Annotated in this window: 15 protein-coding genes, 1 pseudogene and 1 other annotated feature; of the genes and pseudogenes, 3 read left to right on the forward strand and 13 right to left on the reverse strand. The window is 37.3% G+C overall.

Annotated elements, in window-relative coordinates:
- Nucleotides 1-51 precede the first annotated feature (51 nt).
- The 7 genes and pseudogenes from FJQ98_RS20660 to FJQ98_RS20690 all read right to left on the reverse strand — a co-directional run bounded on the left by FJQ98_RS20660 (nt 52) and on the right by FJQ98_RS20690 (nt 10,879).
- Entirely contained in the window at nt 52-699 is a 648-nt protein-coding gene (locus tag FJQ98_RS20660; RefSeq protein WP_053596087.1) for a hypothetical protein, read from the reverse strand.
- Nucleotides 700-1,258: 559 nt separating this feature from the next.
- Nucleotides 1,259-2,512 carry a bifunctional folylpolyglutamate synthase/dihydrofolate synthase gene (locus tag FJQ98_RS20665; RefSeq protein ID WP_053596086.1) on the reverse strand — a complete coding sequence of 418 codons (1,254 nt, stop codon included), beginning with the start codon at nt 2,510-2,512 and terminating at the stop codon, nt 1,259-1,261.
- The gene (locus FJQ98_RS20670; RefSeq protein ID WP_053596085.1) at nt 2,509-3,801 is read right to left on the reverse strand and encodes a bifunctional folylpolyglutamate synthase/dihydrofolate synthase; all 1,293 of its coding nucleotides are present in this window, start codon (nt 3,799-3,801) and stop codon (nt 2,509-2,511) included. The genes FJQ98_RS20665 and FJQ98_RS20670 overlap by 4 nt, the downstream gene beginning before the upstream one ends.
- Before the next feature lie 372 nt (nt 3,802-4,173).
- Nucleotides 4,174-5,354, reverse strand: a pseudogene (locus FJQ98_RS20675) (IS256 family transposase).
- A 284-nt stretch (nt 5,355-5,638) separates the two neighbouring features.
- A complete protein-coding gene (locus tag FJQ98_RS20680) occupies nt 5,639-8,284 on the reverse strand; it encodes a valine--tRNA ligase (protein WP_053596751.1) in 2,646 nt (881 codons plus the stop codon).
- A 127-nt stretch (nt 8,285-8,411) separates the two neighbouring features.
- Nucleotides 8,412-8,700, reverse strand: a binding site (T-box leader).
- Between the two features lie 276 nt (nt 8,701-8,976).
- Nucleotides 8,977-9,906, reverse strand: a complete 930-nt coding sequence (locus tag FJQ98_RS27040) for a hypothetical protein (RefSeq protein ID WP_075807336.1) — start codon at nt 9,904-9,906, stop codon at nt 8,977-8,979.
- A gap of 526 nt (nt 9,907-10,432) precedes the next feature.
- Nucleotides 10,433-10,879: an SRPBCC family protein gene (locus tag FJQ98_RS20690; RefSeq protein ID WP_053596748.1), complete on the reverse strand. Its 447-nt coding sequence runs from the start codon at nt 10,877-10,879 to the stop codon at nt 10,433-10,435.
- Nucleotides 10,880-11,275: 396 nt separating this feature from the next.
- Here FJQ98_RS20690 and FJQ98_RS20695 point away from each other — a divergent pair, with 396 nt between their 5' ends.
- The 3 genes from FJQ98_RS20695 to FJQ98_RS20705 all read left to right on the forward strand — a co-directional run bounded on the left by FJQ98_RS20695 (nt 11,276) and on the right by FJQ98_RS20705 (nt 12,633).
- Entirely contained in the window at nt 11,276-11,635 is a 360-nt protein-coding gene (locus tag FJQ98_RS20695; protein WP_053596747.1) for a hypothetical protein, read from the forward strand.
- A 53-nt stretch (nt 11,636-11,688) separates the two neighbouring features.
- Nucleotides 11,689-11,907 carry a hypothetical protein gene (locus tag FJQ98_RS20700; protein ID WP_053596746.1) on the forward strand — a complete coding sequence of 73 codons (219 nt, stop codon included), beginning with the start codon at nt 11,689-11,691 and terminating at the stop codon, nt 11,905-11,907.
- A 219-nt stretch (nt 11,908-12,126) separates the two neighbouring features.
- The gene (locus FJQ98_RS20705; RefSeq protein ID WP_053596745.1) at nt 12,127-12,633 is read left to right on the forward strand and encodes a hypothetical protein; all 507 of its coding nucleotides are present in this window, start codon (nt 12,127-12,129) and stop codon (nt 12,631-12,633) included.
- Nucleotides 12,634-12,829: 196 nt separating this feature from the next.
- On the opposite strand, the gene FJQ98_RS20710 is transcribed toward FJQ98_RS20705, so the two are convergent.
- From FJQ98_RS20710 to FJQ98_RS20735, 6 genes are all read right to left on the reverse strand, one after another.
- A complete protein-coding gene (locus FJQ98_RS20710) occupies nt 12,830-13,051 on the reverse strand; it encodes a hypothetical protein (protein WP_053596744.1) in 222 nt (73 codons plus the stop codon).
- Between the two features lie 286 nt (nt 13,052-13,337).
- The gene (gene hemL / locus FJQ98_RS20715; protein ID WP_053596743.1) at nt 13,338-14,630 is read right to left on the reverse strand and encodes a glutamate-1-semialdehyde 2,1-aminomutase; all 1,293 of its coding nucleotides are present in this window, start codon (nt 14,628-14,630) and stop codon (nt 13,338-13,340) included.
- On the reverse strand, nt 14,631-15,611 hold the full coding sequence (hemB, locus tag FJQ98_RS20720; RefSeq protein WP_053596742.1) for a porphobilinogen synthase: 981 nt from the start codon (nt 15,609-15,611) through the stop codon (nt 14,631-14,633).
- Entirely contained in the window at nt 15,608-16,369 is a 762-nt protein-coding gene (locus FJQ98_RS20725; RefSeq protein WP_053596741.1) for a uroporphyrinogen-III synthase, read from the reverse strand. The genes hemB and FJQ98_RS20725 overlap by 4 nt, the downstream gene beginning before the upstream one ends.
- On the reverse strand, nt 16,359-17,291 hold the full coding sequence (gene hemC, locus FJQ98_RS20730) for a hydroxymethylbilane synthase (protein ID WP_053596740.1): 933 nt from the start codon (nt 17,289-17,291) through the stop codon (nt 16,359-16,361). Before hemC ends, FJQ98_RS20725 begins: the two co-directional genes overlap by 11 nt.
- A gap of 18 nt (nt 17,292-17,309) precedes the next feature.
- Complete coding sequence (locus tag FJQ98_RS20735; RefSeq protein ID WP_053596739.1) at nt 17,310-18,137, reverse strand: cytochrome C assembly family protein; 828 nt, start codon at nt 18,135-18,137, stop codon at nt 17,310-17,312.
- Between the last annotated feature and the right edge of the window lie 50 nt (nt 18,138-18,187).

Here is an 18,187-nt window from a genome sequence, read left to right on the forward strand (position 1 = left end):
TTGAAAATTTTCTAAAAATCAAGATAATGCTTATTTCACTATCTTTTATGTTTAAAATTTCACTTGAAGACAAGCATTTTTCGATTTGTAATGGGCAAAAACATGTAAGCGAATGATGTTGATATCGTTTGAAATAGAAGAGGCTGCCGTTCCAATAGATTGCCAATCAGCAGGCAGCGTAGAATCTTTCGAATCATCCTTAAAATTTAATTTTGTTGCTTTTTTGTCAGCTAGCACAGATGGAAGCTCTACAATCGTTGCCTCCTTACAACTGTCACCACTCAAACTAAATGCTTTTTTAAATGTTGCAGGATCCTTTAAAAAGACAAGCTGACTTTCTTCTGTTACCATACTTGTCCAAACATAAAATTTCCCATCAACCTCGACAATGGCACTTTCTTTTAATGAAGGGTGTTCAGATACAAACGAGCTTGCACTTTCATAATTTGAATAGACCCCTGCTTGGCTTGCAAAAAACATGGACCCGTTCGTTGCTCCCCCCGCTGTCGGAATTGTTTCCGTGTCCGTATTATTATTACTACTATTATTGGCTACCCCGCTACTATCATTTTTCAAAGAAAATTGAGTGCTTGCTTGAAGAATACCTAAAAAAATGGCTACACCAAAAAGTCCAACTATTCCCCCAATAAACATCGCTCGAAATATTTGTTTTTTCATCATCTGACTAACAATTTTCATTCGTCCACCTCATTCTCCAACGTATCAAAGTAAATTTTAAAAAGACGAGATTGCTACAATTTGATATAAGTATATGTATAAAAGGTTGTGTAAATGCGAATTTACTACATTTTGATTTAATAGTTCTTTTCAAAGTTTTACTTCAACATAAAATATTTTTGTAACGAAAGATTTACTTTAAACAAAAAAGAGGTGCATTCATTACTCTACTCTTTTATACCTCTATCAAAGAACAATTTTGCTGAATGAGAAAAGGAGTTAATAGAATGGAAATAGAAATAATATTACAGGTGTGTTGATTAACCATTTTTTATCCATCCTAATTTAATACCGAAAATTTAATTTATATATAGTAAAAGATGGATTTATTCATATTAGGGTTTATTTCACCTCAAATTAGAAATTTCTTGCTGTTGAAGGGAAGCTGCCAAACGAGCATATCTTGCAATTACTGAGGATGCTGCACATAAGCCGACAGAAAGGGCATAAAAAAATCAGGACTCATTTTTATAATGAGTACCTGATTTTACTGTAAATATATTACCTTCTCGACTATATGTTAACTATTTTTGAATCTACTACGTACTTCCGTTAATAAATACAACGATCCCGATACAATAGTCCTCGATTTACTTTCTGACTGTTGTTGTAAAAATTGCACATAATCTTCTAAAACTGCTTTACGAGAGGCGTTAGACAGCTCCAGCATTTTTTGAGCGGCCATCGCACGAGGATTATTGAAATCAACAAAACAAAAACAATCACTTATCTGCTCAAATTGATGCAAAATCTCTTTGACAGCCTTGTCAGCAAGAATGCCAATTACAAAAGTAATCTGCTCTCCTGGGAACTCATGCTTTATCGTTTCTATTAATTTCTCAGCACTCGCTGGATTATGAGCACCATCTAAAATAATAAAAGGCAAAATTTCTTCAAAGCGTCCTAAAATGGTTGCGTTTTTCACAGCTTTTTGAATAGCCTCTTTACTTACTTGTAACTCTATCGTGGTCGCCACTTCCAAAAAGGCTGTAATAGCAAGCGCCATATTATCCGCCTGATGTGCGCCCTTCATTGTGCGTGTGAGCTTTGTAATACGGAAGCCATTGTCATTATACTCATAGCTCTCTCCATCATTCTCTTGCTCCACATAAAATTGATGATTTAGCTCAAGAACGGCTGAATGTTTTTTTGAGGCTTCCTGATAGACTATATTCTTTGCCTCTAACGGTAGATCACCGATAATAACTGGACGATATGGCTTCATAATTCCGGCTTTATGGTGGGCAATACTTTCAATCGTACCTCCTAAAAAATTCGTATGCTCTAATGCGATACTCGGTATGATTGATACAATTGGTGTAACTACATTCGTACTATCAAGTAAGCCCCCCATACCTGCTTCAATAAGGGCAATATCTACATTACTAGCAACAAAATGTAAAAATGCTGCAACAGTTAATAGTTCAAAATCTGTTAGTTTCCCACTAAGTCCAGCTGCAAGTATTTGTTGGAATACTTGATTCATTTCCGCTTCTGTAATAGCTTGACCCTCTACTTGAATTTGGTCATGCACGTCCAAAATACAAGGAGACATAAATTTACCAACACGTAAGCCATGTTCTTTGGCGATAGATTCTAGAAATGTAAGTGTCGAGCCTTTACCGTTCGTCCCTGCTAAATGCACGACTTGCAATTTATTCTCTGGGTTACCTACTCGTGCCAATGCTTCTTCAATCGCAGTTAGGCCAGGTTTAATAACATCATCGCTCTGAACATTCCACTTTTCCTTATAGCTATTAAAATTTGGGATCATCGTTGTTCCCCCTGTAGCCATTGTCGTATTTCAGCTATAAAATACAACGAGCCTGTAATGACTATAATATCCCCATCATTCCTTTGATGTAGCATTGATTGAACCATTTCACGCCAATTCGCATTATACGCTTTATTCGTATTTGTAGATAATGCAGCTAATTTGTCAGCAGGCATAGCATTCGGTAGCTCAATTTGTGTAAATGCTATTGATGTAGCAATACTATCCATTAAAGCAATACTATTCGCATGATCTTTATCTGATAATGCGGCATATATAAATCGATAGTTTTGGTGCGGATATACCGTTTTAAGTGTTTGAACAAGTGCAGCAGCTCCTTCAGAATTATGCGCTCCATCTAATACTATATTGTTAGGTAATTGCTCAAAACGGCCTGCCCACTGAGCATTTGCCAGTGCTTGACGAATTGACTCATCTGAAATGTTAATTGTTCCATTCTCTCTTAATGTTTGGATAGCCGTAATCGCTAGACTTGCATTATTTATTTGATGTGGCCCAGCCATTTTTAATGGGACAGTTACCATCTCCATATTTGCTTTTTGGTAATTAAAGTGCTGTATATTAGTACCTTGTATAATGTTTTCAACCGTAAAATCCTTCCCTAAAACAAAGCAGGGAGCATGGCGTTCATTTGCTACCTCCTGGATAACCGTGAGTGCCTCTTCACTTTTAACACCTACTACAACGGGTACATTTTCCTTAATAATTCCCGCCTTCTCAAATGCTACCTTTGCTAAAGTGTCTCCTAAAAACGCTGTATGTTCTAGTGAAATCGTTGTAATAATTGAAATAAGTGGCGTCATAACATTCGTAGCGTCTAAACGTCCACCAAGTCCTGTTTCAATCAGCGCAATATCCACTTCTTCATCCGCCAAATATTGGAACATAATAAGTGTGACGACTTCAAAAAAGCTTGGAAAATCACCTTCATAATGTGTCTCAATAATCTCAGCAACTTTGTTCATATAACGTAAAAATTGTGCATCAGAAATTTGAGCTCCATTAATAGTCATTCGTTCATTAACACGCTCTAAATGAGGTGAAGTAAAAGCGCCAACTTTGTAGCCAGCATGTTGTAACATTTCTCTTAGCGCATTCACTGTTGAACCCTTTCCATTTGAGCCTGCTAAATGAATAGCGCGTAGCCTGTCCTGTGGGTTATCTAGAAGTGCTAGTACCTCTCGCATCAATACGAGCGGTGCACGTTTATGATCAACTGCCTTTAACGTAAAAATAAAATCTGTACATTCTTTCATCGTTTTAAACAAAAGAAACACTCCCTTTTACTACAATATCTCTATTTTAGTACAAGTAGCGCTCAATACACATATATTTCTAAAAAAACTCTTGTTTAATTACACTTTGAATGAAAGCTAAAAAAACACACAGAAAAGCACTTTATAAAGTGAGAATTCGTGTGTTTTTAAGTAAATTTCATACTATTTAATGATAACCAGGCAAGGGAGTCTCGGGACTGTCAATATTTTTGTGTAAATGACAATCCAACCTTTTCTTATAGATCATCACTTTTTGATTTTAAATAGATTTGTTCGAAGGAATGATTTTTGTTTTTGGGAAGGGTTAACCCTTCCCAAAAAAACCAAAAATCTCGCGCTGCGTGTTCCTCCTGCTTATTCTTGTCACTCAAACATCGCTTCAAGTTCTGCTCGTGCCTGATTGAAACCAATATGACAACGTGTCGCAAAGTTTTGGTTGTAATCTTCGAACTGTGAAACAAGGAAGCGTTCTAGTGATTCTTCATTTGGAAATTGCTCTTTGCGTTTTGTATATTTCTTGATTTTTTTATTAAATGACTCAATCAGATTGGTGCTATAAATACTACGCCAAATCGCTTTTGGAAAGCTATAAAAACGTCAGGAGATAGGCATTGTCCTGCAAAAGATTTCACGACTTTAGGATAGGCTTTTTCGCCATTTCGAACAGAAATCATTTAGCGCAAGTTGTCCTGCTTCTTTATTTGCCGCCTTGTAAATTGTTTTAAAGTCATCACAGATTTCTTGACGATCTTCTACACGAACCTTATGTGAAATATTGCGTGCCACGTGTACTAGACAAGTTTGGTACTGTGCTTTCGGAAAGACCGTAGAAATTGCATCCACCATGCCTTTTAAGCCATCAGAAATAAACAGAAGAACTTCTTCGACACCACGTTCCTTGAGTTCTGTGAGAAGTTCCTGCCAGTTGTACGCAGATTCAGTTGGTGCAATCGTGTAGGCCAGAACTTCTTTTGAGCCATCTTCACGAATACCAACAGCGATATAAACAGCTTCTTTTTGACACTGTTTCACGACGCACTGGAATATATGTCGCATCTAAGTAAACGCAGACATAACGTGCGTTTAAAGGGACGTTTATTAAAAGCTTCTACCTGTTCTGTGACCACTTTTGTCATGTTAGAAATCGTCTGCGGTGTGTAATGATGGCCATACATCTTTTCAATTAAACCAGCGATTTCTGACATTGTAATTCCTTTTTGGAAGAGATGAATGACCGTTGATTCTAGTGTGTCATTTGAGCGTTTATAGGGTACGACGGTCTGTTGCTTGAACTCACCGTTGCGATCACGTGGAATCTGGATGTTTAAATCACCATATTCGGTATGTAACGTGCGTGAATACGAACCATTGCGTGAATTGCCAGAGTTGAAGCCAATTCGATCATATTTTTCGTAATCTAAAAAAGCCGTTAGTTCTGTCGCGAGTAGCGTATTGACCGCTGTTTCTAAATGGGTACGAAAAACTTCGGTAATATCTTGTTTTTTTACTAGAGCTTCGACAATTTCTGTTGTAAACTGATTCATAGGGAAGACCTCTTTTCTAGGATTGGTTGTGGTGACTTAATTCTACCAAGAAAAGGTCTTTCTTTTTTGTCGTCTTATTCATTTACACAAAATATTTTATACTCTCGGAGTCTCTATTTTCACGAATAGGCTTTTACCCTTCTATCTATAAGCATATAATCATCTATTATCAAATCAACACATCCAATAAAATCACTATATATTTCCCCTTAAAACAATACACATCTTTTGTTGCATAAAACAAAAAACAGCGGATGACTTTATTGCCATCCGCTGTCTCAAGCTTACATATTTTTCAGTTCTTCTAAACGTTTTAATACAACCGCATGTTTACTTTCGTAATCGGCTAATTTTTCACGCTCTGCATTCACTAATGCTTCTGGCGCTTTGGATACGAATTTCTCATTCGATAGCTTACCAGTAACAAGCTTCACTTCTTTTGCCCATTTTTCTAATTCTTTTTCAAGACGAGCAATTTCTTCTTCTAGGTTAATAAGTCCAACTAGCGGTAGGAATAGCTCAGCGCCAGTTACTACTGCTGTCATTGACTGACCAGGAGCCTCTAAGCCTTCTCCAATTGTTAGCGACTCTGGATTACAGAATTTTTCTAAATATGCTTTATTTGCTTCAAGTACTGAAACCGTTGCGGCATCCTTCGCTGAAATATATAACGGCACTTTTTTGCTCATTGGTGTATTAACTTCCGCACGAATATTACGTACTGAACGTATAATATCCATTAGGAGCTTCATGTTGTCTGCTTCCTCTGCAAAATGAAGCTCCTCACGTACAGTCGGCCACGCAGCCACTGTGATTGATTCACCTTCATGAGGTAAGTGCTGCCAGATTTCTTCCGTAATGAATGGCATGAATGGATGTAATAGACGCATCGTTTGATCTAAAACGTAAGCTAAAATAGAACGAGTCGTTTTCTTAGCTGCTTCATCATCACCATATAACGGTAATTTCGCCATTTCAATATACCAAGAGCAGAAATCATCCCAAATGAAGTTATAAAGCTCGCGGCCAACTTCGCCAAATTCGTAGCGCTCTGCAAGAGATGTTACACGCTCAATTGTTTCATTTAAGCGAGTTAGAATCCATTTATCGGCAACTGATTTTTCACCAGTTAAGTCGATTTCATCATATGTCATACCTTCCATGTTCATTAAAGCAAAACGAGAGGCATTCCAAATCTTATTAGCAAAGTTCCATACTGCTTCTACTTTTTCAGTTGTATAACGTAAATCTTGACCTGGTGATGATCCAGTAGCTAAGAAATAACGTAATGAATCGGCACCATACTTATCAATAACGTCCATAGGGTCTACACCATTGCCAAGTGATTTACTCATCTTGCGTCCTTCACCATCACGTACTAAACCGTGAATTAAAACATCTTTGAATGGGCGCTTACCTGTAAATTCAAGACCTTGGAAAATCATTCGAGATACCCAGAAGAAAATAATATCATAGCCAGTTACAAGTGTGCTTGTTGGGTAGTAACGTTTATATTCTTCATTTGTCTCATCTGGCCAACCCATTGTTGAAAATGGCCATAGTGCTGACGAGAACCATGTATCTAATACGTCTTCATCTTGCGTCCAATTTTCTACATCTGCTGGTGCTTCTTTTCCTACGTAAATTTCACCTGTTTCATTGTGATACCAAGCTGGGATTTGATGACCCCACCATAATTGGCGAGAGATACACCAGTCACGGATATTTTCCATCCAGCGAGAATATGTGTTTTCAAAACGCGATGGTACAAAGTTTGCTTTTCCTTCTTCATCTTTTTGAAGTGTAAGTGAAGCATCAGCGAGTGGTTGCATTTTTACGAACCATTGTGCTGAAAGATATGGCTCTACAACAGCACCAGAACGTTCAGAGTGACCTACTGAATGTGTATGTTCTTCAATACGGATAAGCACGCCTGCGTCTTGTAAATCAGCTACAATTTGTTTACGGCATTCAAAGCGATCCATACCGTTATACTTGCCAGCAAGCTCGTTCATTGTACCATCTTCATTCATGACAAGAATGCGTTCTAGGTTGTGGCGGTTACCAACTTCAAAGTCGTTCGGATCGTGTGCTGGTGTCATTTTTACAACCCCAGTACCAAATTCCATATCTACGTACTCGTCTGCTACGATAGGAATTTCACGACCTACGATTGGTAAAATAACTGTTTTACCGATTAAGTGTTGATAACGCTCATCTTTCGGGTGAACGGCTACCCCAGAGTCACCTAGCATTGTTTCAGGACGTGTTGTAGCTACTTCCACATGTCCTGAGCCATCAGCTAATGGGTATTTCATGTGATAGAATGCACCTTGAACATCTTTATAAATAACTTCAATATCTGATAATGCTGTTTTTGCAGCAGGGTCCCAGTTAATAATGCGTTCACCACGATAGATTAAGCCCTTTTCATATAATTGAACGAAAACAGTTTTAACTGCATCGGAAAGACCTTTATCAAGTGTGAAACGCTCACGAGAATAATCTAATCCAAGACCAAGCTTCGCCCATTGATCACGAATATGGCCAGCGTACTCTTCTTTCCATTCCCATGTTTTTTCGAGGAATTTTTCACGACCTAAATCATAACGTGTAATATTATCTTCACGCAGTTTGGCCTCTACTTTTGCTTGTGTCGCAATACCTGCATGGTCCATTCCTGGTAACCAAAGTGCATCATAACCTTGCATGCGCTTCATACGAGTTAAAATATCTTGTAATGTTGTATCCCAAGCATGACCAAGATGTAGTCTACCTGTTACATTCGGTGGTGGAATAACGATTGAATAAGGTTCCTTTTCACTTGTAGGCTGTGCCTCGAAAAATTTTCCTTGCAACCACCATTCATAACGACCCGCTTCTATTGATAGCGGATCATATTTTGTCGGCATTGAGATGTTTTCTGTCATTTTGACTCCTCCTGTTGATTTATTTATTTCACCGGTGTGAGATAGTACCAATCCTTCTGTTTTTATGTCTCATGCTGAGGCACATTTACCAGAAGATTTAATGAAAATAAAAAAAACTCCTAACGTCTAAAAGGACGAAGGAGTTTAAGTTCGCGGTACCACCTTTAATTCCAGCAGAGGCGAGTTAAGCGGTCACTATACACACTTTTCATCAGGAAATAGAATGTACTACTTTGCTTAAGCCTTTTACTACTGGCTCTCAATTCGGTAACGGTGTTTAACCGGCTTTAACTACTGTTAGTTCACTAAAGCTGCTCAAGGGCTACATTCAATTAGGTACAAATAGAAACTTTTCAGCTACCGTTTCCTCTCTTAAAATGTACTAATAATTTACTCTTCCCTGTCATAGCATCTATATTCGACTTTTTCACATTGTACCGCAAAATCGTGCAATTTTTCAAGTGATTTAGTCATTGTTTAGGAAGCATTACAAAGTAAATAGAGAGGAAGTGAAAATTCAAATGCGACGACGTAAGTATAATCCTTGGCTTTTACCACCTTGGCTACGACAATTTCGTTTTTATTCCAAAACGATTATTGTGCCAATTTGTGTTTTTCAATTTATACGTGTCATCATCATTCCAACATCCGGCGATTTTATTATCTTATTGCTCTTGCTACTTCTATGCTATTTACTTTTGAATGAGATCATTTGAAACACGAACCTTTAGCGGTGTATAGTCTTCCTTTAAATCCCAGATCATAGATGGAATTTCATGCCAGGAGCTGGATTCACGGACTACAATATGACTTGAGGATTCCCTCAATAATGTCTTTTGCTCAACTGGTTCCGGTTTTTCTTTTCGTGCTGGAGCTATTACAGCTTCAGACTTTTCCTTTTGTGCTGAATATTTTACAGCCTTCGATATTTCTTCTTGTATTGAAGCTACTACAGCTGTAGATTTTTCTTCTTGTGTTGAAGCTACTACAGTTGCAGGTTTTTCTTCTTGTATCGAAGCTACTACAGTTGCAGGTTTTTCTTCTTGTATCGAAGCTACTACAGCTGTAGGTTTTTCTTCTTGTGTCGAAGCTACTACAGCTGCAGGTTTTTCTTCTTGTATCGAAGTCACTACATCTGCGAGTTGTTTTATCTGTGCCGTTTCTTCTACAAGGGCAACCTTCTCTATTTGAGCAGAGGCATTTGCAGTAACAGGCAGTTTTTCTAAAACATTAGCTTTTTCAAATACTGGCTCTGGCTCATTAAAAATACTTGTAACCGTCCATTCGAGCTGACACATCTGATTAGTCAAGATAGGTCGAATATCCTTTACCATTAAATCTTCAATAGCTGCATCCTTTGGTAAATCCACATGTAAAGGGACTGCATACTCAAAATAACCAGTATCTCCTTGAAGATCAAGTGCATCGATTCGTACTAATTCTTCATCATCAATGAAAGCTTGCATGTCTTGAAAATCAAAGCGAACATGTGCTGTGATATGATAAATACCCATTAATCGTAGTGAATCTTCTAACTGCATTGTCTGCCACTGAGGCTTAATTTGCACAGCCGCTATTTCTGTTGGGCAGCCATAACCAGGAAAACAAAAAGTTTCACTCATATTCCAAATTTTGTGTTCGATAATAATCCCTCCTCTTGCATCATATGAAGCTCCGGAGGTTAGTATGCTATAGGATGTTTAATAAAAGCATCAAATGATAAGGAAAAAATTTTTTTCGTGCTTGCCCTTCTTTATAAAAGTTCACGCAGAATTTTTTATTTTTATATTAAAAATGGTTCATCATTTAAAGTTTGTAGTGCCATTAGTAAAATATAGGCTATGTATATAAGTTGATCTTCGTTCCGGCTGGGCGACTCCTTGGGGATCAGCGATAGAGGAACGAAGGCTAAATGCATCACGTCCTGTGATAACGCCTTCGTAACCAACATCGGTGCCGCTGCCGCTTCGCTTTCGCGCAAAAAACATCTGTTGGCCCGAGACCATGGAGCGAGCAACGCGAGTGAAGCGGCTCATCGGACGCCCCCGGCTGGAACGGAAATCAACCCCACGTTATGATGATGAGCCTAAAAAGGGCATACTAGAAAAACTTCTAGCATGCCCTTTTACTGTTGGTTCAACAGCGTAATTATACATTCACCAATTTAATTTTATTTGCTACACGATCTGTTAACATTCGTGTTGCTTTTGGTACGATTGGCTTAAAGATTGGATTTAAAACAGGACCAGCTAATCCTCCTGCTGTTACTTCTAAGAAGCCTGTCATTTTTGTATTTTCTGCATCAATACTTTCTGCAAGGAAATAACCGTTTCCTGAAAAGTTGTCAGAAAGTCCTTTTAATTCGAATGTTACTTTTGTAGGCGCTGCCCATTCTAAAATAGTAATCTCTACTTGTACTGTTTTTTTCAGTACACCAACATTGCCTTTAAACGTCCAATTTGAATGTTTTTCATCAATCATTTCATGTGCATTATAACCTGGGACAAGCTTTGCCCATTTTTCCATATCGCTAACGAAATCCCATACATTTTCAATTCCTACGGGTACTTCGACCATATGTGTGCCAGTTGCCATATCAATTCACTACTTTCTTTTACGAATAGCTATATTATATACGATTTCGCCCACAATTTGGCTATGCTGAAAGTTATAATTTTAATAATTTTTTTCAAGTAATAACGATTATTTTTATTCATTGATATATCCAATGGATTTTTTAACTTCTTTCGGCAATTATTTCTGTAGCGTAAGCAAAGCGTAAGCTACAAATGTGTTTTGGTAGCGAAAGCGAAGCAACTGGTACAGATGTTTTATGTAAAAAAAATAACATGTCTGAAAATACTTCTAGCATACACATTCATTCCGTATCAACATTTATAAAAATGTTACACTATATCCATCAACTGGTTGTTCAGTTATTACTAACGGTGCAGAATAATTGAAAATTCAATGCGAATGGGAGGTTATGTTTTGGGGTTATCTTCGATTTTAATTGGACTTTGTGTAGTTACATTAGTTATTATCTTCTTTTTTCCTTTACTAAGGGTTGAAAAATATAGGAAAGATTCACCCCCTTATAAGAGATCTTATTGTATATTTGGTTTACTAATTATCAATTGGATATTATACATTGCAGGTTTTTATACATTGCTACCTGTTAATATCGCAAACTTAATTTTTATCCCAACATGGTTTATTATTTGTGCTTTAGGTGCTATATTTACAATATTGGAGTTTAAGAACAACAAGGCCTTTGCAGCTCCACTTGCTGGTTTTACGGTTATCAGCTTTGTTTTCGCTTTATTCTTAAACGCTTTATCACACATGTAAAGGAATTTTCAGTTAATTAAGAAAAGTGCAGGCTATCAATTGGAGGATTCATAATGAAAGAGTTGTATTATACAGGACTTGTTTTCTTTTGTTTAGGAAGTTTAATGCTATTTTTACATTGCCTTGTTAGTAGTGCGGTAAGGCATTTAGCAACTTATATGGGTGAACCGGTTCCTCTAAACAATAGTTTATATATACCTTCTGTATTGTTTATTGTGACGGGAATAGTACTAATTAGCATATATATTTTTAATAAGAGAAAAAAATTTTAACAGGCACCAATTTTCAAAGATTTAATTAAACAACATCGAATTATGACATATCCATCAATATAGGACTTGTGTGTATGTTTAATTTTTATGTAGCCAGTTATACTTCTACAGCCCCACACATGGCATTGTAGCTCCAATTAGACAACCTGTGTAAATGATTCCCCTGCTGTAATGAATAATGAGAGATTAAACAAATAAGATATTAAACAAACTGGTGCTTTGAAGAATATTGAGCTGTTAAGACAGCTCTTGTTTTTTATTCAACTAACAGTGCAAGTTGAAGAATTTAATATGTTTAGTAGGGAGAGATTTGTTATTATAAAAAATAATTTGCTATTACTATCCCTGTTGGCTTTATTCTTGGGAGGATGTTCAAACAGTATTTTTGAAAATGATACTACAATTACAAGTATTGAGATTTTGAAATTCGCAAGTACTTCACCAAGTCCTGAAGAATATAGAGGGCAAGAAGGTGAAGTTATTTCAGTCATTAAATCGAAAGAAGAAATAAAGCGACTTATTAATTCAATTGAAAGAGCAGAACAAGAAAGTACCGAAAGCATGAATATTGCATTGCCTAATCATTTAATTATATTTAAAGAAAACGAAAATGTAATATTAACACTTGGCTATTATCCCAATATTAGTAATGAGAAGGATGAATTCCTTGATTTAAACAAAGATAAAATTTATATAACCAACGCACTGAATTTAATTCAAAAATGATAAATATTAATACCATCTTTGTTCAACTAACAAGGACTTTACTTCAATATGAATAGGACTTGCGTTTATGATTAATCTTCATATATGTAAGTCCCTTTGTTATGCTCTTCTAATTGCTCCTATAGCTTCACAAATGGCTCAATAGCTATTGATTAGACAGCCTGTGTGATTTTTTCCTCTACCCCACTAACCACACTCACAAGTCTCTCTTCCGCATACTGCGATAATATGCAAGCATTTGATAAATCTGTTCATCCGTAAAAACATCAATTTTAACGTCTGTTTTTTGCAATTTAACTTTTTTAGTGATGCTTTCTTTTACTATTTGTTCATCGACTAAATAATTGTAGAAGGCTCTTATACGCAAAATGATTGAGTTGATTGTATTAGGTTTATTACCTCTCTTTTGGCATTGCATAAGATAATCACGCAAATGTACATGAGTTACGTCCTCAGCGTTGATTTCACCCTATTCAAAGCAATACTCAATAAATGGATAGAGTAAATACCTATAATTTTGCACATTTGCATTAGATGTGTTATTGAATCGTCTATTTGCAATAAAGTCCTCATATGAAAATTTCAAAAGCATACAAAAAACCACCTCCTATCGAATTTTTAGAATCGATAAGAAGTGGTTACTAATTTGTTAATTGATTGAGAATTACACTACTTCATAAAAGGAACGTATTTTCGCTCTCTTGTTATCTTGCTAATTGTGCAAATACTTTATGGAAGGCATCAACCGTTTTTGCGATATGTTCCTCCGTATGTGCAGTAGAAATAAATAAACCTTCAAATTGAGATGGCGGTAAGAAAATACCTTCTTCTGCCATTAGACGGAAGTATTCAGCGAATAATTGTAAATCAGACGTTTTTGCTGTAGCAAAATCAATAACATCTTCGTTCGTAAAGAAGAAACCTATCATTGAACCAGCACGATTCACAGTATGTGGAATATTGTATTTCGTTGCTGCTTCACGGAAACCAGCCTCTAATTGATCTCCTAGCTTTTTGAAGTATTCATAAGAGCTATTATCTAAGCGAGATAATGTTTCATAGCCTGCTGTCATTGCTAATGGATTCCCTGACAATGTTCCAGCTTGATAGATTGGACCAGCTGGTGCTACCTGCTCCATAATTTCCTTTTTCCCTGCAAATGCACCAACAGGAAGTCCACCGCCAATTACTTTTCCTAATGTTGTCATATCTGGTGTTACATCAAAATAACCTTGTGCACAGCCATAGTCAACACGGAAGCCTGTCATAACTTCATCAAAAATCAACAAAGATCCATGTTCCTTTGTTAATTCACGTAAGCCTTGTAGAAAGCCTGGTTGTGGAGGTACAACGCCCATATTTCCTGCAACTGGCTCAACAATTACTGCCGCAAGCTCTGAACCAAATTTTTCGAAAATTAGTTTTGCCCCTTCTAAGTCATTGTACGCTACTGTTAACGTATTACGTGCAATATCCGCTGGGACACCAGGACTGTCAGGTAAGCCTAATGTAGCTACCCCAGAGCCAGCCTTAATGAGCAAGGAATCTCCATGACCATGATAAGAGCCCTCAAATTTTAAAATTTTATCGCGCCCTGTAACACCACGAGCTACGCGTAAAGCAGACATCGTAGCCTCTGTCCCAGAAGACACGAAGCGAATCATTTCCATTCCAGGCAGTCGATCTAATACTAATTTGGCCAATCGATTTTCTGTGAAGCTTGGTGCTCCAAATGAAGAGCCTTTCGCTGCTGTTTCTGCAATTGCTTGTACAACTTCTGGATGCGTATGACCTAAAATAAGAGGTCCCCATGATAATACATAATCAATATATTCATTGCCATCGATGTCTTTAATAATAGCACCATGACCAGACTCCATGAAAATTGGATCCATATTTACGGATTTGAACGCACGTACTGGGCTACTTACACCACCTGGCATTAAGTTAATTGCTTCAGCATATGCTTGTTTTGATTTTTCGTAAGAACGCGCCATTTATTTCTCCTCCAACCAGTGTGCAACATCTTTAGCATGATACGTAATGATTAAATCAGAGCCTGCACGTTTCATGCCAAGTAATGTTTCAAGCACTACTTTTTTCTCTTCAATCCAGCCATTAATAGCTGCTGCTTTGATCATTGCATATTCACCAGAAACGTTGTACGCAACAATCGGTAATGTATAGTTATTTTTCACATCACGAATAATATCTAAATAACTTAGAGCTGGCTTAACAATTAAGAAATCTGCACCTTCTGCAATATCTGACTCTGCTTCGCGGAATGCCTCTATACGATTCGAAGGATCCATTTGGTAAGATTTACGATCACCAAATTGAGGCGCACCATCAGCTGCATCACGGAATGGCCCGTAGTAGCTAGAAGCATACTTTACGGCATATGACATAATCGGTACATTTTCAAAGCCTGCTTCGTCTAAGCCTGCGCGAATTGCAGCAACAAAACCATCCATCATATTAGATGGAGCAATGATGTCTGCTCCAGCTTTTGCTTGTGATACTGCTGTACGTGCTAAAACATCTAATGAAGGATCGTTTAAAATTTGATCACCTTCAATTAAGCCGCAATGACCATGATCTGTAAATTCACATAAGCATGTATCTGCAATGACTAATAGCTCTGGGTAGCGAGATTTAATTAGTCGTGTTGCTTCTTGCACAATACCATGATCATGGAATGCACCAGTTCCGACTGCATCTTTTTCTGCAGGTAAGCCAAACAAAATAACTGCAGGTATACCTAAAGTAACAACTTCGTCAATCTCAGCTTCAAGTTTATCTAATGAAAATTGAAAAACTCCTGGCATAGAAGGTACTTCGTTTTTAATATTTTCGCCTTCAATAACGAAAATTGGATAAATTAAGTCCTCTTTGTGCAAGTATGTTTCTTTTACCATTGATCGTAATGCAGCATTTGCACGCAAACGACGATGTCTTTGAAATTGTAATTTTGTCATTTTCTCTCTCCTACTTTCGTTATTTCCTCGATGACTGCTTGCATTGTATATACGCTCGGCATAACATCCACAGTAGCACCGTGATTTAAAATAACTGCTTCTGTAATATGACCGATTGCTGCCACACGTGCTGCCTCCCAACCAATTACTGAAGCTACATCCATTGCATAGACATCAACAGCGGAAGGGCTAGCAAAAATCACTGTGACGTCGCTATTCGCTCGGATACAATCAATAATTACTTGTTTTTGACCGTGTCGCTCAATCGTTTCATAAACTGTCCATTCCTTTAATTTAAATGGCAGCCCTTCCTTCAATGTCTTTTTCGCTTTTTCTCCACGAATAAATAGACATGTAGGATTGCTGCCTGCTACACTAGGAAATTCTTGAACAAATACATCTGCACTAAATATAGAAGGCATAAAACTCACATGGAATCCAAGCTTTTCTAAGGCTGTAGTAGTTTTAGTACCAATAGAAGCAATCTTTCCTTGAAAATGCCCTGCACTTAAATTAAAACGTTGCATTTTGTTGGCAAAAGCGTCTACAGCATTTTGACTCGTAAAAATGAGCCATTCAAATTGACGCGCAAACTCTAAATGCGCATCATCGTTTCTATCGATAAGCTCACAAGTTTCAATCAATGGGGCAATTATTGCTTGACCACCTAAAGCTGTAATGTCATCTATAATTGTTGTCGTCTTAGATGTACCTGTCAAAATAATAGTTTTACCTTCTAAAGGTAAATTACTTTGCATCTTGCTCTGCCTTTACTCGTTGAATTAATTCAAAAGCACCTTGCTTCGTTAAAATCTCAGCAAGCTCTTTCCCAACTGCTGCCGCATCAGTGCCTACTACTGTTTCCTTGTAAACAACTGAGGCATCTGGTGCAGCAACAAGGCCAGTTAGTGTAATTTCTTCCCCATTAGACTTTGCGTATCCTGCGATAGGTACTTGACAGCCTCCATCCATAGCCGCCAGGAAAGCACGTTCTGCATGTGCTTCTTGCCATGTAATGCTATCTGTTAACTTACCTAATTCCGTTAATAACTCCGTATCATCTCCACGGCATTCAATACCTAGAGAGCCCTGAGCTACTGCTGGAAGACAATCCTCAACAGGTAAAAACTCAGTAACAACATCATCGCTCCAGCCAAGGCGTTTTAGCCCTGCTGCCGCTAAAATAATGGCATCGTATTCATCTGTTTCAAGTTTAGCTAAGCGTGTATCCACATTTCCACGAATCCATTTAATTTCTATATCTGGGCGGACTGTTAAAAGTTGAGCACTGCGACGAAGAGAACTTGTCCCAACGACAGCTCCCGCTGGAAGATCGGCAAACTTCACATGTCCTTTTGAAATAAATGCATCACGCGCATCTTCACGAGGTGGAATACAGCCAATTACTAATCCTTCAGGCAGTACTGCAGGCATATCCTTCATAGAATGAACAGCAAAGTCAATTTCTTTGTCGTAAAGTGCTTGTTCAATTTCTTTTACGAAAAGCCCTTTACCACCTACCTTAGATAGCTGCACGTCTAAAATTTGGTCACCTTTTGTGACAATTTCTTTCACTTCAAATTCAAATGGTACACCTGCTGCTTTTAACTCATTGATAAACCAATTTGTTTGTGTTAAAGCTAGCTTACTTCTCCTAGAACCTACAATAATTTTTCTCAACAGTCTCCAACCTTTCTTCTAATACCATAAATGGAATCGCGATAAACTACTTCCTAAAAAGAAGTTAACAACAACTAATAGGTAAGCGTATATATGTACCCACGCATAAGTTGTCCCTATCAGCTTACTTTTACGATTCACATACAATATAAAGCAATATAAAATTAAAATAATAAAGGACCCAATAATCTTCGCATCAAAAACCGAAAGACTCTCTAGCGTTAGTAGTGCCCATTCAAACCCTAAAATTAAACTTATAAATAACATTGGAATACCGATGAAAAATGACACATTCATCCAACTGCTCGTCTGCTGTAGTGATGGCAGCCTTGTCCATAAATGTGACCATTTTTTCTTTTTAAGCAAACGATATAATACTAAATATAATATCGCAAAAACAAATGTTAACGAAAATGCTGCGTACGATAAAATCGCAAATGATATATGAATAAAAAGCATTTCCGAAATTAAAGTATCGCTAACTGCTCCTGTTGGTCGTTTCGGCATAAAAGTAAAAATACTAGCGAACAAAAATCCTAGTATATTAATAATAAACACCGGGAGATCAACTCGTGCAATACAGTGCAGAATAATAGATAATGTCACGAGTAGCCAGGAATAAAAGAGAATACCTTCAGACAAGGATAATATCGGAAAACGCTTTGTTTCCACAAAAGTTAATATAATAATGGCACTTTGAATTACCCATACAAATGAAACAAGCCAAAAAGCAATTCGCCTTGCTCGTACTTGCTTATAAAAGTAATCAGTAAAGTAAAATACTAGACTGATCGCATACAAGACGATCATTACTTCATATAGCCTTGTCATTGTCAAATCAGCCAATAGACATCCCTTCTTTATATCGAATGTGCTAAAGTGATGTACTTTAGCCT

It is taken from the genome of Lysinibacillus agricola (assembly GCF_016638705.1).
Classification (GTDB): domain Bacteria; phylum Bacillota; class Bacilli; order Bacillales_A; family Planococcaceae; genus Lysinibacillus; species Lysinibacillus agricola.

What these genes read in the sequence shown, in the direction of transcription:
- FJQ98_RS20660 (WP_053596087.1), bottom strand. Translation starts at nt 699, where the DNA reads ATGAAAATTGTTAGTCAGATGATGAAAAAACAAATATTTCGAGCGATG.
- FJQ98_RS20690 (WP_053596748.1), bottom strand. Translation starts at nt 10,879, where the DNA reads ATGGCAACTGGCACACATATGGTCGAAGTACCCGTAGGAATTGAAAAT.
- hemB (WP_053596742.1), bottom strand. Translation starts at nt 15,611, where the DNA reads ATGACAAAATTACAATTTCAAAGACATCGTCGTTTGCGTGCAAATGCT.
- FJQ98_RS20700 (WP_053596746.1), top strand. Translation starts at nt 11,689, where the DNA reads ATGAAAGAGTTGTATTATACAGGACTTGTTTTCTTTTGTTTAGGAAGT.
- FJQ98_RS20680 (WP_053596751.1), bottom strand. Translation starts at nt 8,284, where the DNA reads ATGACAGAAAACATCTCAATGCCGACAAAATATGATCCGCTATCAATA.
- hemL (WP_053596743.1), bottom strand. Translation starts at nt 14,630, where the DNA reads ATGGCGCGTTCTTACGAAAAATCAAAACAAGCATATGCTGAAGCAATT.
- FJQ98_RS27040 (WP_075807336.1), bottom strand. Translation starts at nt 9,906, where the DNA reads ATGAGTGAAACTTTTTGTTTTCCTGGTTATGGCTGCCCAACAGAAATA.
- FJQ98_RS20710 (WP_053596744.1), bottom strand. Translation starts at nt 13,051, where the DNA reads ATGCAATGCCAAAAGAGAGGTAATAAACCTAATACAATCAACTCAATC.
- FJQ98_RS20665 (WP_053596086.1), bottom strand. Translation starts at nt 2,512, where the DNA reads ATGATCCCAAATTTTAATAGCTATAAGGAAAAGTGGAATGTTCAGAGC.
- FJQ98_RS20725 (WP_053596741.1), bottom strand. Translation starts at nt 16,369, where the DNA reads ATGCAAAGTAATTTACCTTTAGAAGGTAAAACTATTATTTTGACAGGT.